Below are 19,565 nucleotides of genomic sequence, written 5' to 3'. Positions count from 1 at the left end.
TAAAACGTCTGGCCCCGGCGATAAATCTCCGGGGCGGCGATGCGGGTGGTCAGTACATAACGATGCCCGGCCACGGTGGTGACGGTGGCGCCGGCGGGCGCGCCCGAAACGAGAGCGCCAATCAGCGACTGCGCGCCCGCGGCGGTGATCTGAAATCCGGCGAAGCAATTGGCGGGCGCAACCTCGCCGGCGTACAGGCCGCCGATGAGGCCGTCGGAAGCGGCGGTGAAACTGATGTCGCCATGCTGCAACACGAGCGCGCCGCCAAGTTCGATTGGTTCGGCGAAGCGGACGGTGGCGCTGCCCTCGATGCTCAGCTTGCCGCCGGCGACGGCGACGGCATGGGCGGCGTCGGAGACCAGCCAGCGCGTCGGGCGCAGGACGGGGTCGGTGTATTCCTCGTCGAGCAGGACCGATCCGAAGCGCCCGAACGGCACTTCGGAGAGGTAGAAATGGAGAGTGTAGCCGTCGCCGAGAAAGTAGTCCTTCACGTAGGCGCGCGGCTCGACGTACCCGACGACGGTGACGTCGTTCACAAGCCGCTGTGAGGCACTCAGCTTCAGGCCCTCGGGACAGAACTGGGGCGCCGCCTCGTCGAGAGGGTGCTCGACGGCGCCGACCGCCCGAAAAAACAACTGGCCGTCGTGGGCGCGGTAGGCGGCGCGGCTGCAAACAGCAAGCGCGGCAGCGTGCTCCGACCAGGGCTTGCGCGAGTCCACCGGGTAGGACGGGATCAGCGTTAGATCCTCGACGCCGGCGAACCCGAACGCTCCGGGCAGCAGGTCCTCGGCGAGTTGCTTGAAGGCATTCCCGGCGGCACGATTGGTGAACGGAGCACGTTGCGGCAGCGTTTTCTTGTCCAGCAACGACTCATCTCCGGCGGCGCTGAGGGCGTATCGGTACGCCGGGCCGTGCTCGCCCCAGCCGAGATACTCGTACTCTGGGGCCGCGGTGACATAGCCGGTAAAGATTTTTTCCTGATCGTTGCGGATGAGGACGACGCGCGCGCCGCGCACCGGAACGACGAACTGCGCGTCCGAGGCAAGCAGCCAGGCGCGCAGCTCCGCCGGACGATTCAGCCGGCGATGTACGCGAGGCGGACGCTCGCCATCGAGCGTGGCGGTGTAGTCGCGCGCACCGAAAGAATCGAAATTATCGATCGTCAGTTTCATAGGAGTCTTCAGTCGTCAGTCTTCAGCCGGCAGCTTCAGCCGCAGGCAGATTCTCCTGACGGCCGAAGACTGGCGGCTGAAGACTGTTTCAGTACAACGCTGCGCTGGGCGCGGGGAAGAAGCTGCGATAGCAAAGCACCTGCTCGCCGTCGTTGAGGTCGGTGTGCGGCAGCGCGAGGAATGAGGCGTGCAGTGACCAGCCGCACAGTGAAGCTGGCAGCTCGAACTTCGTTTCCTGCGCCGGCGTGGCCGGTTGCAGGCACGGATAGTAGAAGCAGATGCGCGCGCCGCTTTCCTGTTCGAGCACGAACAGCGCCGACCACTCCTGGAAGAAGCTCCCGCCCTCGCGATCCACAAACGCGACCACCTTCTGTGCCGACGCGCCTTCCGCCGGCACGCCGGCGATCAGCGGCTGTGCCAGGATGACGCTGGTCACGGTCTTCACGGCTACCCGCCCGACGTTAAAGGTGACGCGGCGCACGTAATGGCGGTCGCGCAGCACGTCCACGGGATATTTCACGTACGCACCCGCGACGCCCGCGCCGACGTAGCCCGTCTGCTGCTGATAATCCAGGTCCACGGCGAGCAAATCGCCCACGCTGAACGCCTCGACGGCGCCGGCGCCAAAGATGATTTCCTGCGCGGTGGAACCGGACAGCACGGCGACGGCCGATTGCGGGCTGCCGCCGGAGGGCATGGCGTCGGCATTCGCGTCGGCGGCGAGGACGTTCATGTGCTGCGATCCGCCGGCCAGCGCCATCTGCAGCTTGCCCCACTCGCGGAACTCGAATTCGACACGCGCCTCCAGGTGTTGGCGGAACTGGGCCACCGGCGCGCCTTTCGAGCCGGCGCGCATGGCGACGCTGGAGGTCGCCGGAACGCGCTTCAGGTTTTCGATCCAGCCAGTGTCGATCCACGGTGACGGCGGCGTGTCGAGAACGAAGGCGCCTTGCTTCGACGGGTCGTAAACCGCGGGCGCACCGGTATCGCGATTCACGGGAGCGAAGTAGGCGCGCGCGCGGCGGGAAATGGCGACCATGGGGCCGCGCAACGGAGTGGTGCTCATGCCTGGTCCACCTCGGAAAAGAAGAAAATTGCCAGCCGCGCCTGCCGGCGCAGTTCATCGTGCGCGTACTCGATGGCGCCGAATTCCGGGAGCCCCCAAAAGACGGTGCTGCCCAAATCGACCGGCGGAGTGAAGGTTTGGTCACGTTTGGGTGTGCGCGGCGGGGCGGTGAGCCGGAGCAGCTCGGAATCGAGCGTGGCCAGTGCGCGGCCGCGGTCCACCGCGCCGGATTGCGTGCCCGCGATGCGGTACGCGATGGTGCAATCGATCTTCATCAGCGGGCGTCGCGCCGACTCGGCGCCTTTCACGAACTCTGGAATTCCCCAAGTAAGGTGAAAGGCGTTGGGCAGCGGCAGCGCGGAGTTGGCGGGCTCATTTTCGTCCACCAGCACGGCCGGCCGCATGCGGCCCGCGACCACGACGGTACGCGCCGGATCGAGGGTGGCGAGGCGGTCGCGCATGGCGACAAAGAAGCTGTCTTTGGCGAATTGCATATTGCCTCTCGGAGATCGGCCGTCGGCCGTCGGGATCAACGTCATTCAGCGGCGATGACGCGGTACAGGTATGGCGTGCCGGCAAACGATTCGGCGCTCACGGTCTCGATGTGCAGAAGCTTTTGCCCGTACACGATGCCGAGCGCGCCGCTGAAGAAATCTTCCGCCGACTCGCCGCGATCGGCCAGATACGGAGCCAGCGTCGTCGCTGCGAAGAGAAACTCGAGGCGCAATCTCGGGTCGGAGGTTCGGACCGCACTGGGGCCCGCGACCACCGGCGAGACGGTGATATCCTCGGTGACCGGACCTTCGATCCCCAGCTCGGCTTGCGCCCCATCGGCGGCGGGCGCGGCGGGACAGCGGATCACGACTTCGTCGCCGCCGAGGGCGCGCAGCATGGCTTGGGCAGCGCGAGCCAGTGTGGCAGCGCGGCTACTTCCAGTTGTTTCAGACATGATGTGAGTCTTCAGTCTTCAGTCTTCAGTCTTCAGTCGTCAGGCTGCCGGGCCTGATGCCTTGCCCTGAAGACTGACGACTGAAGCCTGAAGACTGGATTTAGAGTTTTTGTGCGACCCAGGGCGCCAGCAACTTGCGGACGGTCGGGTCCAACAGCGTGTCGGAGAAATACTCCAGGTGCATGCGGTCCAGCGTCCCGACACGGACGTTGAGCGCGGGCGTCGCCTGGGCGTTGCGGACGATTTGCGCGCAGGCCACCTTCACCGGCGCGGGCACGTCAGTGCAGCCTGCGGTATAGGTCACATCCAGCTCGTTGAAGGTGAGGCCGAGCGCGTTGGCGGGCAGCGTGATCTCGCCGGTGTCGGCGCTGAATTCGATCGTCGCCGCATCCAGCGTGGTCCACGAACCGGGAAGCGAGAACGCCTGCGCGATTTCTTGGGCAGCATCCGCCAGCGCTTCACCGCGGCGCGGCACACCGTAGCGGGCGAGCACGGAGACAAACGGAGTTGCTGCGGGCGCAACCGTCGCCAGGGGGAGATAGGACAGGCGAACCGTGTTGCGCCCGCCGTCGAGGCGCGCGCGCTCGTGATACTGCGCAACGTCGAGCGTGGGGCGCCGGCAGTGGGCGTCAATCAGCGCCGAGGCGGCGGCGATCCAGGCAAGCGGAGTGGTCGCCTCCAGCCCGTGCGCCTCGTATTCGGATGGGTCGAGATAGTTCATGTCAGTAGTCGCCAGTCTTCGGTCGCCAGTCGTCAGGGCCAGCCGCCGGAATTCCTGGCGACTGGAGACTGACGACTGACGACTCTGCGTTAGCGCTCCACGTTGACCTTGTAATGCGCGTAGCCGGCGCCCTTGACGACGATGGCGCCAAACTTCACCACCACCATCTGCTGGGCGAGCGAGCCGCTGAGGCCCAACTGGAAGACGCGCGGGTTGGGATCGGTGAGCCAGTGGTACTCGATCATGTCTTCGCTCACGATGTAGGCCGGGAAGATCGCATCGGTGCCGGGCGTGCCGGTGTAGCCGAGCGACCACTCGGGAACCAGCGGCAGATCGCCCGCTTGCGTGGAGAGGGTCTTCACGCGCAGGCCGCCGGCGATCTCGGTGGTGGAGAGCACGACGTTGAACTGCGACTTCATCTCGCGGTCGATCAGGTCGAGCAGCACCGGGTTGGCGTAGATGGCGGTGGGGCGAACTTCGTAGGAGGAGTTCGCGACCATGCCGGCAATGATGGCCTTCATGCCGTCCACGATGCTGGGATCGGTGCGGTGAACCGTGCCGAGGTTGCCGCCGCCGGCGATCTGCCCCGCGGCGCCGTAGTACTGCAGCGTGGTGGGCGCCGACAACGAGGTGTCGTTGCCGTTCCACAGCGCGACGTCGTGCGTGCGCATCAGGCCATCCACGGCGTCGGCGAGGTCCTTGGCCTGGAGGAAGGCGAACTGCGACTGCTGTTGCCCGACCTCCAGGTCGAACAGGTTGTAGTTGATCTGCGAGACCAGCGCCTTCAAAGGCACGCTGCGCTCCACGCGCGTGGGCGAGCCGACGGTGGCGACGATGTTGCGCGGATCGACGAACGCGTTGGCGGCGGTGGGCGAGTTGATCGCCGTCTGTTCGAAGAAGCGCGAGGGATGCCCGGTGGCGGGCACCTGCTTGACGCGCTGGCCGAACACGCCGCGCCGACGCACGATGTCGGTAATCTCGGACTGGTAGCGGTTGACCTCCACCGCGCCCGGCCCGAGGAAATCGGCCGCCGCGTGCAGGTCCAGGAATTGTGCGTTCATGTTTTCTCCAGTGAAGATGAGGTGTGGATTTAGGGGTGTCGATGGTCGATGGTCGATGGCCGCCGCGGCCGATAGAGCCATCGACCAACGACCAACGACCAACGACGTGGTTATTCCAGAAGGCCCGCGCGGGCCATCTCCGCCTTGACGGCGATGCGCTGCTCGAGCGAGAGGGAATGCAGCGCCTTGTCGAGCGCCGCCGAGTCCAGCGCGTCGCCGGCGGTCTCTTTCGACAACAGCGCCGAGACCAGCGGCGGCAGCGTCTTGCGGGCGGCGCGTGCGGCCTGTGCTTTCAGCTCCTGGTTGGCGCGCTCCAGTTCGGCGACGCGCGACTTCAGTTCGCCGGCTTCAGTGGCGGGTTCTCCCGGTTCGGGGCGGACCGCGATGCTGTCGTCAATGGCGGCGACGATGCGGTCCACTTTGGCATTGAGTTCCTGGTGCTGCGCGTCGAAGCGGCTGATCGCGTTCTCCAGCGCTTCGGCGGCGGCGGCCAGCCGGGTGGTGGCGGCGGTGAGTTGTTCGTTGAGTTCGTCCATGGGACTCCTTGTCGTTAGTCGTTAGTCGTTCGTCGTTGGTCGTTGGCCGTGTTGCGAACGGCTAACGACCAACGACTCGCGACTGCTTCAAAGCAGTTCGATCCACGTATCGCGGTACGCCGCTTTGTCGCGGCGCAGGATGGCGGCGCCGGTGAAGGTGCACTCGCTGACCGTCCAGATGGCGGCGCGCAGGTCGTCAATGCGGGCGTCGGTGATCTCGTACGACATGCCGAGCGCGTGCCATGTGGCGCGGGCGCCCTCGCCCGCGATCCCGGGTCGGAGACCCGGGCCACATTGTTCTCGCAACTCGCGCATGACGTCGGGGAAGTCGCGGGCGTAGAGATAACCTGCGATTTCAATCGCGCTTGCACGCAAGTGGTCAGTGGCTAGTGACCGGTGGCCATTCCTTGGTTTTGGCTGACCACTGGCCACTGACCACTGGCCACTGACAACATTTGCTTCCGTAATGATCCCGACCTTGTGGCGGGTGTCGTGGCGGTCGAGCGCGGGCGTGTAGTCGAGCGCCATGCCGAGCAGCGAGGGCAGCGCCTGTTCGGCGGCGGCGCGGGTGAGCACGACGCGATGTCCGCGCGCGCCCGAGGGCGCGCGGTCCGACGGCGTGTCCACCAGGGTGAGCACGCCGCGAAAAGGCGCGCGGTTGGGGTGCGCCGCAATAGGCGGCAGGTCGATGGCCATGGATTGCAGTTCGATATTCATGGGTTTAGCATTTCGTTTCGTGAAGCTACGCCGCGGCCGTGCTTATTCCCACGGACGAACAGCAGATTCCTCGCTGCGCTCGGAATGACAACTTCTTAAGGGTGAGAGCTGAAAGCTGATAGCTGTGAGCTACAGCGGCGGCAACCCGCGCATTCTCCGCACTTCATTCACCGTCAGCACGCCGGAGCGCAACAGGATTTCCTGGATCTGCGCGTCTTCCATTTCATTGCGCGCGTCTACATCGGTGAACACGAATTCCAAATCGCTCCAGCCGAGCTTCTTGCCGATGGCGTCGCGCGTCAGGTGCTCCGCCAACAGGCGCGCCGTGGGCACGATCGCCTGGCGGAAGGCAAGGTCGCTCAGTTCGGCGGCGGTGGAGCGGTTCACGTCGTGCTCCACGCCGAGGAAAAACGGCGGCAGATCGAAGGCGTCGGCGATCACCCGCAGCAGAAACTCCTGCCAGGCCAGCCGCAGGTCGCTGTCGGTGCCCTGGCCGAAGCGCAGTACCTCGGGCTTGGACTCCACCGAAAGTATCGGAACACGACCTGTTCCCTCGATCTCGTCCTGCCACCAGTGGATCAGGCGCTCGTGCTGCGCCGGCCCCAGGTCCTGCAGCCAGAGCGCGTACTGCACCACCGAGTTCGAAGCCAGCCGGGCGGCGTAGCGGTGCGCGCCGAGGAACTCGTTGATGGTCTCAAACGCCACCTCCAGCCGGCCCAGCCCGAAGGGCGTGTGGGTGCGCGGGTTCAGCCGGATGTAGCAGAGCTCATCGTCGTTGAGGACGATCTGCCCCTCGGGGCCGTAGCGCCCGGTGGCCTGCACATAGCGCGGCGACGCAGGCTGGCCGTCCCAGTCGGCTTTCATGCGGATGGTCGAACCGTCCACCGGCCACATCACCAGCGGGCGCGACGCGTCGCGCCCCACTTCTTCGACGGCGCGGCCCTTGCGCGGCTGCACCCGCCAGCGCATGCCGGCGATGCGGTCCTTGATGGTGTTGATCGCCTTGCGCGCAATCGGCGTCTCGGCGAAGCGGCGCAGGTTGGCGGGCGTCGGCTTCGGTAAGGCGTCGCTGCGTGGCGAGTAGGTGGAAAGGATCGAGGGCAACGGTTGCGTGCGCCGTTTTTCGAGCGCACGTACGCCTGCGATGCGGCGCAGTGCGCCGCGAAGCGATTCTCGTATGTTCATGGTTTCTTCTTGCCGCTGATTAACGCGGACGAAATCAGTGCGGATGAACGCGGATTGAATTGGTGGAACCTGAGCTGCTTGTGCGCTGCGGTCAGCGCGACCTGAATTTCTGGTGCGTTACTGTTAGCCCGCGGAGCGGGCATAGTCCACGGCAGCCCGCGGAGCGGGCACAGAATGCGCAGCCCACGGCGTAAGCCGTGGGTCAGCGAAGTCGACGGATCAAGCCCCGCAGGGGCGACAGAATCAATTCCACAGGTACGCCGGATCGTACGACACGCCGTGCTTTTCCAGGAGCGCTATGAGTTCGTCCTCGAAGGACCGCGTCTGGTGGTGCTGCTCCTGGTCACGGATGTACGCAACTACATCGGGCATGTTCGACGTGCTGACGGTAAACGCGGCGTACCCAGTCTGCCAGCCGAAATCAGGGCCGGCCCATCGGGAAGAATTTGCTTTCAAAACACGGGCTGCATCCGACACGGAAAGTTTCGCCGGAATCGTCACGAGCATATGCACATGATCGGCGGTGCCATTGACGATGACCGCCTTCGCTTTCAGTTCCCGCGCGATCCCGCCGAGGTATGCGTGCAAGCGCGGGCGCAGCTCAGGTGTGATCATCGGCTGACGATGCTTCGTGCCGAACACGAAGTGCACATGCAGGCTGCTGAGTGACATCTCTTTCGCCCCTTCGGGGCTAGGTCATCCTTGATCCCGAACCCACGGCTTACGCCGTGGGCTACACATTCTGCGCCGCCTGCGGCGGCCGGAGTTTAGTTATTGCATCCAGAGTGGAAGAATCCACCAGGCGATTCCTCCAACGGCGCCGATGAACACGAAGGGGATTAGTCTTCGGGTTCCGGCCAAGCCTAAGAGGGCTACAGCCATGAGGACGCGAACGACCGGTCGTGCCCAAACCTTCCATACCACAAAGAAATTCCAGAACTCACCCGTGCTGCGTTGTTGGGGACCGTTGTAGCGACTCTCGCAGTAGAACCAAAGTCCAACGCCGACGATCGCGGTTACCGACATGATCCCAAGACATACAAGACTGGTCCAATCGTGCCAATCAGGCCGGCGTTCTCGAATGGCGGACCACCAGCGAACCCAGCCACTAGCCAACATGAAAGGTGCGCCGAGCAGAAGCAGGACAATGACGATATCGAATGCCCAAGCTCCCCTCATAAGCGCAGTTCCACCCGCGCCGTCTCTGCAAGTTTCGGTAATTCGTTCGTCGTCGCCACCGCGATCGCGCTGCGCTCCAGCGTCGCCAGCGCGAACAGGATTGCTTCGTCGCTGCGGTCCAGATCGGGCTCGACAATCGCCGTCAGCTCGGATTTTGCTTTTTCCACGCGCGCGATGCCGTCGCGGATATCGGGATAGGTAAACGCCAGCACCTTGGCCGCATCCACGTCCGAGTCGAGCGAGACGGCGTGAAACATCTTGATCACGCCGTTCGGCCGATAGCCGCAGTCAATCTTTAACGGGTCGCCCTTGTGCGTGTACTGCGCGGCCGCGATTTTCTTTTTCATCAACGCCCAGATCCCGGCCTGCTCAAAGGCGTCTTTCATCTGCGTGACGATGGCCTGGCGGCCGCTGGTTTCGCGTGCACCGGCGCGGCGGTGCTCCAGGTACATCTGCGCCAGCGACTGCAACTCTTGCGCCGGATCCTCGGCCAGGCACCCTTTCGGCGCGGTAAGTTGCAGGCCGTTGGAAAGGTAGTCCTGCAACTTTGTCAGCAGCGTTGCGCGGTCCAGCACGCCGCTGGTTAGCTGCTGGCGCAGGTCGGCCTCCAGCGCTTCCAGCATCTCGATGTCGGCCGCGGGGTCGAGGCAGCGCACGCGGCGCCAGTCGCGCGTGAAGCGCAGGTCGGCCGAGTCGCCATTCAGCAGCAGCACGCCGATATTGACGAATTCATCCTTCACCGCGTCCGGGACGTAGCGGATGAGCATGAACTCGAGTTGTTTCAAGCTATCAGCCATCAGCTCTCCGCTTTCAGCTATGCATGACCCACAGTGACTCCCGCCGCCGTCCAGTACGGAAACGGCCGGCGCGAGCAATTGCGAAACTCGGTGATCAGGGCCCGCACGCGCGCGCGCCGCTGGACCAGCGATTCCACCAGGCGCTCCAGCGCGTCGAAGTCGCTGCCGTACCACTCCGGCGGAACGCCTTCGGCGCATTGCCAGATGTGTTGCGCATCCAGTTGCTCCAGGCGCGAGAGCCAGGGCTCGAACGAGTCCCAGCCGCGTACCCACTCGTAAACCTCGTTGCGCAGGTAAACGCCGCGCAACGGCGCGTCGGGGAACGTCCACTCGCCGGCATTGAAGCAGTAGCCCTGGTCGATGAACGCGGCGGTGTACTTGCGCTCCCGCCCGCGGCGATAGAATGCCGCCTGGCGGCCGTTGGCGTTGCACGTCCACTTGTCGAGCGCGAGCACGCCCGCGAAGGCTGCCAGGTTCTTCACCTGCGCCAGCGCCGACTCCGGCAAATAATCGAACACCTGTCCGGCCGCCGGGTCCACCACAAATCGCGAGCCGAACTGCAGGCCCGCCTGGCACGGCATCGACTTTTGCGCCAGTTGAATGGTCAGCTCCGGCGTGTGCTTCACCAGCCAGTCTTCGACCTCGATGACCTCGGTCTGCGGCACCGGCAGGCCGACGCGCTCGGCCAGCCGCGTCGCGATGAAGTCATTGGCCAGCACGCGCGGGTGCTGCGGGTTGTTCTGAAATTTCACCACGTAGAAATTGCCGTCGCTGGCGCGCATCAGATGCGCCTGCGCGCCACCGCGCATTCTCCTAACGTGTTGTACCGCGAAAAGCGCCATTGGAACCGCGAATCTTACACCTCGTTGACCAGCGAATTCCGTGATGGGAAGGCTAAACCATTTCCGATTGCCGATTGTCGATTGCCGATTTGGCACCGAGCGCCCGGTACCGAGTGTCGAGGAGGAGGGCAGGGACCCGGCACTCGGTACTGGGCCGCTCATCGCGCCAGGCTTGCGAACTCCAATTCTGCGCCTGGCCGCGGGCGCCCGCCCTGTTCCAGGCGGACGGCCTGGGCGATGGCCATGGCCATGACGCAATCGTCGTGGGTGCCGTTGGCCGCGGCGGCGGCGCCGTCCTGGTGACGCACAAACGTACGGCACTCGGTCAGCAGGCGCGCGCTGCTCAGCAAGTCAGGATGGCGCGAGACGAGAGCGGCGAACTGCTCGATCATGTGCGGGCGGCTGACCGCGGAGGTCAGCCATCCGAGCTGGTGGCGCTGTGCGTAAATCTTGGCGCCATCGTAGTGCTCGCTGGCGTCCAGGTGGGCGAGCACGGCGTGACCGTGGTTGTTGCGCTCGACGGCGATGAGCGCGTTGTTGTATTCGCGGCCGAGCGCGGCGACGTGGGCGGCCAGTTCGCGCGGCGGCACGTGTCCGTGCAGCTCGGCGCATTGCAAGCCGGTAAGGCGGTCAATAACCTGGGCGCAGGCGTAGTCGCCGTCGCAGCCGCCGCCCGCCGGGTCCACCCCGATGATGTACGAGGCGCCGGGACGCGGCGGCCAGAAAATCAACAGGCGGCCGTTGTTGCGGCATTCGATGGCGCCCCGGGTCGCGCTCGAGGCCGAGCGCGCTCCCTCCGCCGAGCACTCGGCCAGGCGGCGTTGCACGATGTCCAGATCGAAGACGCACTCGCCCGAGGCGATAAAGCATGACACCGAGTCTTCGGCGAATTCCTGGCGCGCCAGGCCGCGGAAGTTGGCGCGGACCTCGCGGCGATAGGCGATCTGTTCGAGTGATAAGTGATGCTTCGCAATCAAAGCCCTTTCTTCCGCGCTCAGGTCGTCGGCAATCGGTTGCTCGATCGCATATTCCTTCTCGCACCACCACGGAAAAAAGTGGCGGCAGTAACCGGTCTGGGCGGAGCGCTGCCACTCGTCGTAGAAGCATCCGCCGGCGCCGTTCGGCGTGGACTCGAGCACGATGCTGCCGCCGGGGGGAACGGCAGCGCGCAGCGAGGCGAGCGTGGCGGCAGCGTCGCGCGGCCAGCGGGCCACCTCCGAGCAATGCAGATTATGGATGGTGAGCCCGCGGCCGGCGTTCGGGTCAGCCGCGGTTTCCACGCGGTACTCGCTATCGAGACGCGGGAAGATCAACTGCCCGACATTCGCGCGTGAGGTGGCCAGCACTCCCTGGCGCAACCGGTCGGGCAGGTACTCCACGAACCGGTGCACGATGCGAAAGATCTCCTCGGCGGCGCGTTGATCGTGCGCCACCAGTACGGTCAGCGTTCCCGGATGGGATACGGTCCAGATGAAAAACCGTGCCGCGATCCAGGTGGTGATGCCGAGCTGGCGCGCCTTGAGCACGATGTCGCGTCCGGTGGCCTTGCGTGCAAACTCGGCCTGGGCGGAATTGGCCACCAGCGGCACTACGTTGCCGTGCTTGTCGCGAATTTTGAGCAGCCAGCGGACCGCGCGGTTCCAGACCAGCGATCGAAAACGTGGCACGCGCGAATTCAACACGCGGCCCAGCAGTTTGAGTAGGAAAAGATCAGTATATTGCCCAATGCTCTGCATGATGATGGTCCCGGGGCCCTGATGAAGAAGCCTCGCTGGCCGGCGATCCCGCTAAGCGGGATGCTGGCCTTGGCACAAAGACGCGCTTGCGCGCGGCCACGCCAGCGGCGACGTGGGTTTTTTCCGCGGCGAGCGCCGCCCTGATGGAGCCGGCGATCGCAGCCCTGTAGAGGCGCTCAGGCGAAATTCAGGCGCAGCGGGATAGGTGCGACTGCTTTTGTGCCCTCAGTGCGAATCATGCTTGCGCTTTCACGCTCGCAATGTGGGCTGCGATCGCGTCGCGCGTCGCCTGGTCTTTCGAGGCCGCGAAGTCGAGCAGTTGCGCGTCCGTCATTCCGCTCTGGGCTTTCAGCTCGCTGATCAAGGCGAGCGCCACTTTCAAGCCTTCGAGCGCAAGCCCGATCGCTACGGTCGGATCCATAGGTCACTCCTGTCGGTTGAGCGGGCCGGGTGGCCCGCGATTGAGATGGCGCCGCGGCCGGCGCGTAAGGCTGCAGCAGAAGATCGATGATCTGCGCCGCGGCATTCACCGCCGCCAGCGCCGCATCAAGCCGCGCCCGCGACTGCGGGTCGTCCACCAGGACCATGGCGTCCAGCGGCGGCTGGATGCAATTGCGCGCCGCCGTCCACCAGGAATAGATCTGCGGTCCGGTGGCGGCGTTCACCGCGCCCAGCGCCTTCAGTTGCGACACGAAAGCATCGTTGCAAACGGTGGCCGCGTTCACGTAGTTTGCGACCGCGATCGTGGCGGAGGCGCTGATCAGCTTCTGCGCCGCCAGGTCCTCGTTGACAGTCTCCACCGCGGCCAGACCGGTCGCGATTTTCGCCGTCGCGTCGGCCGCCGTGTGATAGCTGCTCGGGCTGCACGAAAACGCGCACCCCAGCAGGATGATGCACAAGGCTCCGGTCATTCGTAGTGCGATCTTTCTCATGCCGCTGCTCCTTTCGGCTTGGCAGCGCGAAGTCCTCGCTTTTGCCCGCGCCGGCAATTCGCGCGCCATGCACTCGCGCCCCTTCGGGTCCGCGACGTGATCGTTGTCGAAAATGTTCTTGCAATACGTGGCACGCGCGAATCCAACGCGCGGCCAAGAAATTTGAGTAGGAGAAGATCGGAATGCTGCAAATGCTCTGGATGATGACGGTCCCGGGGTCCTGATGAAGAAGCCTCGCTGGCCGGCGATCGATAATGCTGGTCGGCCTTGATCGGGTCACCGTGCGCTGTTCCCCAGGGCAAAACCAGGGGCAAATTTGGCCTGAGAACGATGGGATGACCGGCGCAGGGATAAGGTTGAGTAGAAACTGCCGCATCCCAGTTGTGCGCCCGATCATGCAAAGCGGTCAGTGCTGGGTTGAGGCCACCCGCTTGCGCACTCCGCCGCCTGCCGTGCCGATGGTCCACTGCGGCGTGACCGAGTAGGTGGTCAGCACGGTTCCGTTCATGGTCAGCCGGAAGGTGTAAATATCGCCATCGGCCGCGGGAGTGGCCGCCAGGAGATTCCACTCCGCTTCACCGTAATTGCTGCTGCCAAGCGTCAACGCGGGCAACGGGTTGGCGTCGTCGCTGATGCGCAGTGCGGTGAAGGAATGGGAATTCGGCACGCTCAGCTGTGCCGTGGTCGAGGTGGCTGCCGAAGCCGTGATGTTCGCCGTCGCATACAAGAAAATCGGATTTGCCGTTACCACCGGTTTCAAGGCCAGCAGGATTCCGGCATTGGCCGCGTTTGTCGACATGGTCGCCGAACTGGCCCCGGTCGCGGCGGCTGAACTCTGAATGGCATTGGCAAGAGCGATCGAACAGTAGGTCGAGTTGGCGCCGTCATAGCTTTCAGCCAGCGTGCCTGGGCTGGTGGCGGTCGCCTCTGCCGACCAGGTAGCATTATTAGCCAGCGACGTGAAGCCGCCCAAGATCATGTCGCCGGAAGTGTTAGGCGTAATCGTTGCCGCGCCGGTTGTGCCGCTTGCATTGTTCTGCGCCGTGGGCGTCACACCATCCTCGGGCGTGGCCGTATCCACGTTGTAGTAGGCCGTCACAACGCACTCGGCGCGCGTAGTGAGGCCGGTGAAGCTCCATGAAGTTCCCGAACAGGAGCCCGAATCCATGATGCAACGGAAGGCCTGGAAGCGCCCTGCCGCGGCCGCTGTGCCGCCGATCCATGACCAGCCGGTCGGAGCGCTGCTGCTGCCCGAGGTGGCATGATCGGTCACGAAGGCATAGAGCACGTCGCCATTCGCTACGCCGGTAGGCGCCGTTCCGGTACAAGCGGTAGTGCCGTTTGCCTTGACCGGCGTGCCGCGTTGGGTGATCGTGCTGGTTGTGCTGGAAGAGGTGGGAACCGCCGCCCACGAGCCACCCGACTTTTCGTATTCCAACCGGTACTGCTGCGATCCGCTCGCTCCAACCGTGTCCGCCTGCATGCGCAAACGCGTGTTGGTGGAGAGCGGCTGCGTAAGGTTGGTGTCTTCGTCCGCCAGCCAGGTCGCCGCCGATTCGGAGCCGTCATCGTTGCGGAAGCGGAAATGAGTCTGCTCGGAGCTGAAGCCGGGAGCCTTGAAGGTGAAGGTGTAGATCTGCCACGCCACCGATGCCCCCGTTGTCGATGCCGCGTGGTCGGTGACGATGGAAGTCACCGTCTTGTCCATCAGCGCCTGTACCGATGGATTCACCGTCTCCGCCTGATTCACTCTCGCCGTAAAGCCATTCGCCCCGGTGAAGGGGCTGGTAGAGTTGGTGCCCTGAATCACATATCCGATCAGCACTTCGTTGGCCTGCGTCGTAGTTACGTCGTTTCCTGTCTGGGAGGTGCCGGTGCCAGTAGCGGCAGTGCTGCTCTGGTCCAAACATGCGCTGGTGGCGACCCCGGAATATTCCGCCACGGTGATGGTGGGCGTGTCGGCCCCTCCTAGAGTCAGGGTGATGGACGTGACGCCGCTCGCCACGTTGCAGGTGTAAGCGAACCCGCAACGTTGCGCGCTGCCGCCACTGCAACTGGCGCTGAGCGGTACGGTGTACGTGCTTCCGCCGCTTGCTCCATTGTCGGCGAGGCCGGTGATGGTGGTGGAGCTGCTCGGCGCTTCCAGGCCGATGAACAAGGCATTGCCCGCCGTCGGGGAGTAGGTGAGCGCGCAGGTGGTCGCCGACGTGCATACCTTGCTGGTGGAATTCACGTAGGTCTGCGCCCACGCCGGCGCGGCGCAGAGCAGTAGCCCGACGATCAGGGCGAGGCGCTTCATTAGATTGTCCCCGCAATCACCACGCGGATGTTGGTGGCGGTTCCGCCGGCGCTGACGATATTCACGTCCAGCGTGCCGCCGTCGGCAGTTTGCTTGTCAGCAGTGGTCCCGGTAAGCGTCCCAGACGCCCAGGACGCGGTACCGCACGTCAGATTGCCGGACAGCACATTGTTGCCGCCGGTCTTGGTGATCATCACCGTTGGCGAACCCGCATTGGCCCAGCAGCCCACATAGGTGATGGTCCAGGTGACGCCGTATTTGTTCAGGCAACTGGCGACCTCGTCGTCGGTGTCCTGCAGGACCGAACTCGTGCCCGTGCCCCAGATGTGGAGCTCGCAGGTGCGGACGTTCAGCCCGGTGCGCATCGCAGTGGCGACCGCGCCCGCCGAGGTGGTGACATCGCCGGTGAACGCGGGCATCCAGCCGGCCGCGAGTTGCCCGCCCGCACCCGCTTTCGGAATCGCATTCGCGCCGGCAGCCGTGGTGGCGATCTCATCACCACCTCCGTTCTGGTGCGTGGAAGCATGTGCAGTGGGGGTGCGCGCATTGGTCATGCGCGAATCGTCGCCGGCGGCCACGGTGCCGGTAGTGGTTCCGACGTTGAGCGCCGCGGCGCCGCCCAGCGTGGGCTTGTTCTTGATGGACGCGCCCCCGCTGCCGGCGTTCCAATCCGTGTATTGCGCCGATAATCCCGCCGCCAGATCGGCGGTCGAGTGCAGCGGCAGGTAGGTCGCGCTCAGGTCGGGAATCCAGCCAACCGCCAGCGTGCCACCCGAACCCGCTTTCGGAATCGCGTTGGCGCCGGCGGTGGCGGTGGCGATTTCATCGCTGCCGCCGTTCTGGTGCGTCGAGGCGTGCGCGGTGGGAGTGCGCGCGTTGGTCATACGCGAGTCGTCACCTGCAGCGACCGTGCCAGTTGTCGTGCCGACGTTAAGTGCCGCCGCACCGCCCAGGCCGGTGACGGCGATGGTGTGCGCCCCGGTGCCGGTATTGGTGGAGACGCTAATGTTGGCGCCGTTGACGAATGTCTGCGTGGTCACGGTCGCGCCATTCAGCGAGGTGATGCCGCTGCCGCCGATGCCAGTCTGATCGGCGGTGCAGGTGAACGTGCCCGTGGAGGCATCGTAGGCGCTCACTTTGTCCGTCCCGGTACAGGTTTTGGTCGCGGCAAGCGTGGGGGCTCCGGTCAGGTCGGAGTAATCCGGCTGCGCCTTCGTGAATGCGCCCGTGGTGGAGTTGTAGGCGCTGAAGAATTGGTGCGAAGTCGCAGTGGAGTTCGCCGCCAGCGTCGGCTTGCCGGTGAGGTCCGCGTATGCCCCGGTGGCCGCCACCGTCGCCAGTGCAGGCGTGCCCGTAAGATCAGAGTAATCGGGCTGAGTTTGGGTATACGCGCCAGTAGTCGCATCGTACGATGCCAGCCACTTATGCGCCACAGCGGTCTTGGTGAGCGGGAGTTGGGTAGTCGCCGCCAGGAAATCGGCGGCATGCTTGCCGTCCACCTTATCGGCATCTAACCCCGTGATGGTGCCCGAAGGCGGAGTGACGGTCGCGTAGGTAAGATCAAGTGCTGCCGTTTGGGTGGACGATTTACCCATCTTGATGGCGCCGCGCAGGATTACCCCGCCCGTCTCATTGTCTGAGGGATAACCGGACGTGGCGGTGCTGCTATCGGTCGTAATGTTTACGGTACAAGGGTTCGTCGCACAGGAGATATTCGACATCAGGAGATTCCAGGTGTCAGGCGAGCCAAACTGTTGAAGGATGCCGTACTTATTCACATTCAGGGCCGGCGTCCAGGTCAACGTGATGTAATTGCTGCCATCTAGTGTCGCTTGTGTATTGCTCTTGCTCACGGAAGCCGTCGGAATCGACCGATGCCCTGCCGCGCAACTGGTGTCATCGCAGGCGACCACGGCGTAGTACCGTGCCGTCGAACCGGCCGTCCCGGTGTAACTGATCGCAGGGACGTTGAAGATGGAATGAACGCCGGTCAGTTCGACTTGCCCTTCGTTGAAGCAGACGTTTCCGCGAGCGCACGGAGTGAAGTTGACGCGCAGACCGTTGACACTGGTGGTCTGCTGCATCCCGATCCCCGGAACCGTCATTCCATTTTCGTCAAGAAACCCACGACCGACCCAGATGGTGCTGTTACTGCCCGCCACCCCGGACAGAAACGCGTTGTTGTTCAGGAAATTCAGCGTGTTGAAGGACGGGGCGCCGATTCCAGCCCCATAGGATACGATCCCAGGATCATAGAAATCGACATCAGCCCAACTCAAGGAACTTCCCTTCAACAGCGTCCCGTAGAAACCAGTGTGCACATTTCTAATCTTGAGACTGCCGCCGGAAGAGTTGTCCCATGCCGGATGTCCGGAGGTTCCGGTTGTTCCACCAGATGTCGGCGTATTCAGGATGACGCGCCCATTCTCCTCGACAAACGTGCCCCCGCCGTTGGAAGCCGACAATATCTGGTCGGCCATCTCAATATCTTCGTGCTGGACATGGAAGGTAAGACCGTTGCCCTGGAGCTTGTAGAGCAGGCCAATGGATGTGGCGTTCACTTTGTCCACGCTGGCGTTGTTGGTCCAGTCGAATCCCACCGCCATGTTGTAAAGATGGATGTCGCGGAATTCGGTGCCGTACACGTTGGTGAGTACGCTCTTGAATGCGGTGCCGCATTTGGTGCAGCCGCTGCTACTGACCGAAACGTGGTTGAACTTCATCTCGTCGCTGTTGTTCGCCGTGCTATCGCCAATCATGAAGCCGATAAAGGTTGATCTCCCGTTGCTGTTGTTGAGGATGATTTCCTCGAACGAGTCGCTGGTGGCGATGTTCGTGCCGCTGCCGGTCTGCCCGGTCTGGAAACCGATGTCCGCATTTCCGGCATAAATCTGAAAGCCCTTAAAGATCACCGAATCACGCGTGCGTTCCACGTCGATGAATGTTCCGCCAGTCGACACACTCGTATTGATCAATTGGCAGGCATTGTTCAGCGTGTGCCCCCCGCCCGCTGTCTCAATGCGGATGCCCACCTTGTCGCGCACCACCACACCGGTGGAGTGGATCACCATGCCCGGCTTGTCGCACTGCAGGACGCCGGTATAGTTCGGCAGATTGGCGATGCAGGTATTGAGCGCTGCGGTTTCATCCCCGGTTCCGACGATGCCGCAATCGCGATTCATGCGGACCACCGGATCCTGCCACTTTTTGAACCCTGTTGCCCCGTCATACACCTCAAATTGCCGAGCCGTGTCAGGCACATCCACCGCCTTGCCCTGGATCTGGGTGGCGTTTCCCGATCCGCCACCACCCGGCCACGGGCTTCCATTCCACAGCGGATTGCCGCCGCTCTCGGCGATCTTGGACAGGGTGGCGGCGTTGGCCATCGCCGACTGGAAGGCGCTGGCGTGCTGGCCATCCACCATGTCGGAATTGCTGGCGTCACCACCCGGCCACGCACTTCCATTCCACAGCGGATTGCCGCCGCTCTCCGCAATCTTGGACAAGGTGGCGGCGTTGGTCATTGCGGTCTGGAAGGCGGAGGCGTGCATACCATCCACCATGTCGGAATTGGTGGCGATACCGCAGTCGGCGGGCGCCGATTCCAGGCTGGAGCCATTGTTGGCCACGCGGACGCAGCGCGCCGGTGTCCACGAGGTCTGCCCGGTGCCGCCCCGGTTGAGCGCCAGGGCGCCGGGATTGAAACCGCCGGCGGCAACGCTGACGTCAACGTAGTCTTTGTTGGCTGCCGCCGTGGGCGCCGACGGGGAGGGCACCAGGGGAGAGCTGTCGAAGGTCTTAAGGCCGGCGACGGTCTCGTCGCCGGTCTTGTGCACGGTGTTGGCGACGGCGCCGTCCACGTACTCACGCGAGACCACCTGCATGGCCACCGTCGCCGGTACCACCGCGGAGCGGATGGCCGCGATCGAGGTCGGCGAGAGCGTGGGCACGGTCCAGTACTCCTGCGAACTGGCGCCATCATCCAGGCTGAGCACCACCTTGTAGTACGTGCCGGAAGGCGTGGCGCCCTGCGTCGGCACCAAAGGGATGCTGATCGCGCCAGTGGCGCCGATCTTTACCGTCTTGGAGCCGGCGGCGACCGGCTTGCCATCGGCGGATACGAAAGCGGGCCACGAAATCACCATCGTGCCGGAAGCGGGCGAGCCGTCAGCGCGATAGATCGTGTCGGACACGACGGTCTTCGCGGGCTCGACGGCGTAAGCGGCCATGCCGAACATCAGCAGGCAAGAAAAAAGCCGCGCGAGGCGGCGGATTCTCGAAGTCATAGTGTTCGCTGTTCTTGTTCGTGGGTTAGTAGCCGTTAGGCAAATACAGATTCGTCGCTGCCGGGGAAATCAAAGCTGCTTTTGTCA

At 64.1% G+C, this 19,565-nt stretch carries 16 protein-coding genes; all 16 read right to left on the bottom strand.

Annotation, left to right across the window (positions count from 1 at the left end):
- A partial coding sequence (locus LAN70_18285; GenBank protein MBZ5513101.1) for a hypothetical protein occupies window positions 1-1,172 on the bottom strand: 1,172 nt, incomplete at its 3' end.
- 88 nt (window positions 1,173-1,260) lie between these two features.
- Window positions 1,261-2,238, bottom strand: a complete 978-nt coding sequence (locus LAN70_18280; protein MBZ5513100.1) for a hypothetical protein — start codon at window positions 2,236-2,238, stop codon at window positions 1,261-1,263.
- Window positions 2,235-2,732, bottom strand: a complete 498-nt coding sequence (locus tag LAN70_18275; GenBank protein MBZ5513099.1) for a hypothetical protein — start codon at window positions 2,730-2,732, stop codon at window positions 2,235-2,237. Before LAN70_18275 ends, LAN70_18280 begins: the two co-directional genes overlap by 4 nt.
- Before the next feature lie 41 nt (window positions 2,733-2,773).
- Window positions 2,774-3,187, bottom strand: a complete 414-nt coding sequence (locus LAN70_18270; GenBank protein ID MBZ5513098.1) for a hypothetical protein — start codon at window positions 3,185-3,187, stop codon at window positions 2,774-2,776.
- Between the two features lie 100 nt (window positions 3,188-3,287).
- The gene (locus LAN70_18265; protein ID MBZ5513097.1) at window positions 3,288-3,908 is read right to left on the bottom strand and encodes a hypothetical protein; all 621 of its coding nucleotides are present in this window, start codon (window positions 3,906-3,908) and stop codon (window positions 3,288-3,290) included.
- Between the two features lie 89 nt (window positions 3,909-3,997).
- Complete coding sequence (locus LAN70_18260) at window positions 3,998-4,969, bottom strand: hypothetical protein (GenBank protein ID MBZ5513096.1); 972 nt, start codon at window positions 4,967-4,969, stop codon at window positions 3,998-4,000.
- A gap of 110 nt (window positions 4,970-5,079) precedes the next feature.
- Window positions 5,080-5,505 carry a hypothetical protein gene (locus LAN70_18255; protein MBZ5513095.1) on the bottom strand — a complete coding sequence of 142 codons (426 nt, stop codon included), beginning with the start codon at window positions 5,503-5,505 and terminating at the stop codon, window positions 5,080-5,082.
- Window positions 5,506-5,592: 87 nt separating this feature from the next.
- Entirely contained in the window at window positions 5,593-6,216 is a 624-nt protein-coding gene (locus LAN70_18250; GenBank protein ID MBZ5513094.1) for a hypothetical protein, read from the bottom strand.
- Between the two features lie 135 nt (window positions 6,217-6,351).
- A complete protein-coding gene (locus LAN70_18245) occupies window positions 6,352-7,407 on the bottom strand; it encodes a phage portal protein (protein ID MBZ5513093.1) in 1,056 nt (351 codons plus the stop codon).
- Window positions 7,408-7,650: 243 nt separating this feature from the next.
- Entirely contained in the window at window positions 7,651-8,079 is a 429-nt protein-coding gene (gene tnpA, locus LAN70_18240) for an IS200/IS605 family transposase (GenBank protein ID MBZ5513092.1), read from the bottom strand.
- A gap of 503 nt (window positions 8,080-8,582) precedes the next feature.
- Window positions 8,583-9,383 (bottom strand): DUF3037 domain-containing protein, encoded by an 801-nt coding sequence (locus tag LAN70_18235; GenBank protein ID MBZ5513091.1) that lies wholly within the window; start codon window positions 9,381-9,383, stop codon window positions 8,583-8,585.
- Window positions 9,384-9,400: 17 nt separating this feature from the next.
- Window positions 9,401-10,225, bottom strand: coding sequence for a phosphatidylinositol kinase (locus LAN70_18230; protein MBZ5513090.1), 825 nt, complete (start codon window positions 10,223-10,225; stop codon window positions 9,401-9,403).
- A gap of 158 nt (window positions 10,226-10,383) precedes the next feature.
- The gene (locus LAN70_18225; GenBank protein ID MBZ5513089.1) at window positions 10,384-11,961 is read right to left on the bottom strand and encodes a terminase; all 1,578 of its coding nucleotides are present in this window, start codon (window positions 11,959-11,961) and stop codon (window positions 10,384-10,386) included.
- 176 nt (window positions 11,962-12,137) lie between these two features.
- A complete protein-coding gene (locus LAN70_18220; protein ID MBZ5513088.1) occupies window positions 12,138-12,860 on the bottom strand; it encodes a hypothetical protein in 723 nt (240 codons plus the stop codon).
- 439 nt (window positions 12,861-13,299) lie between these two features.
- Window positions 13,300-15,192, bottom strand: coding sequence for a hypothetical protein (locus LAN70_18215; protein ID MBZ5513087.1), 1,893 nt, complete (start codon window positions 15,190-15,192; stop codon window positions 13,300-13,302).
- Window positions 15,192-19,478, bottom strand: a complete 4,287-nt coding sequence (locus tag LAN70_18210; protein ID MBZ5513086.1) for a hypothetical protein — start codon at window positions 19,476-19,478, stop codon at window positions 15,192-15,194. The genes LAN70_18215 and LAN70_18210 overlap by 1 nt, the downstream gene beginning before the upstream one ends.
- Window positions 19,479-19,565: the final 87 nt, after the last annotated feature.

This window comes from Terriglobia bacterium, assembly GCA_020072845.1.
Taxonomy (GTDB): Bacteria; Acidobacteriota; Terriglobia; order Terriglobales; family Acidobacteriaceae; genus JAIQGF01.
The sequence above is the reverse complement of the archived record's forward strand: the minus strand, read 5'-3'. Positions and strand labels throughout refer to the sequence as shown.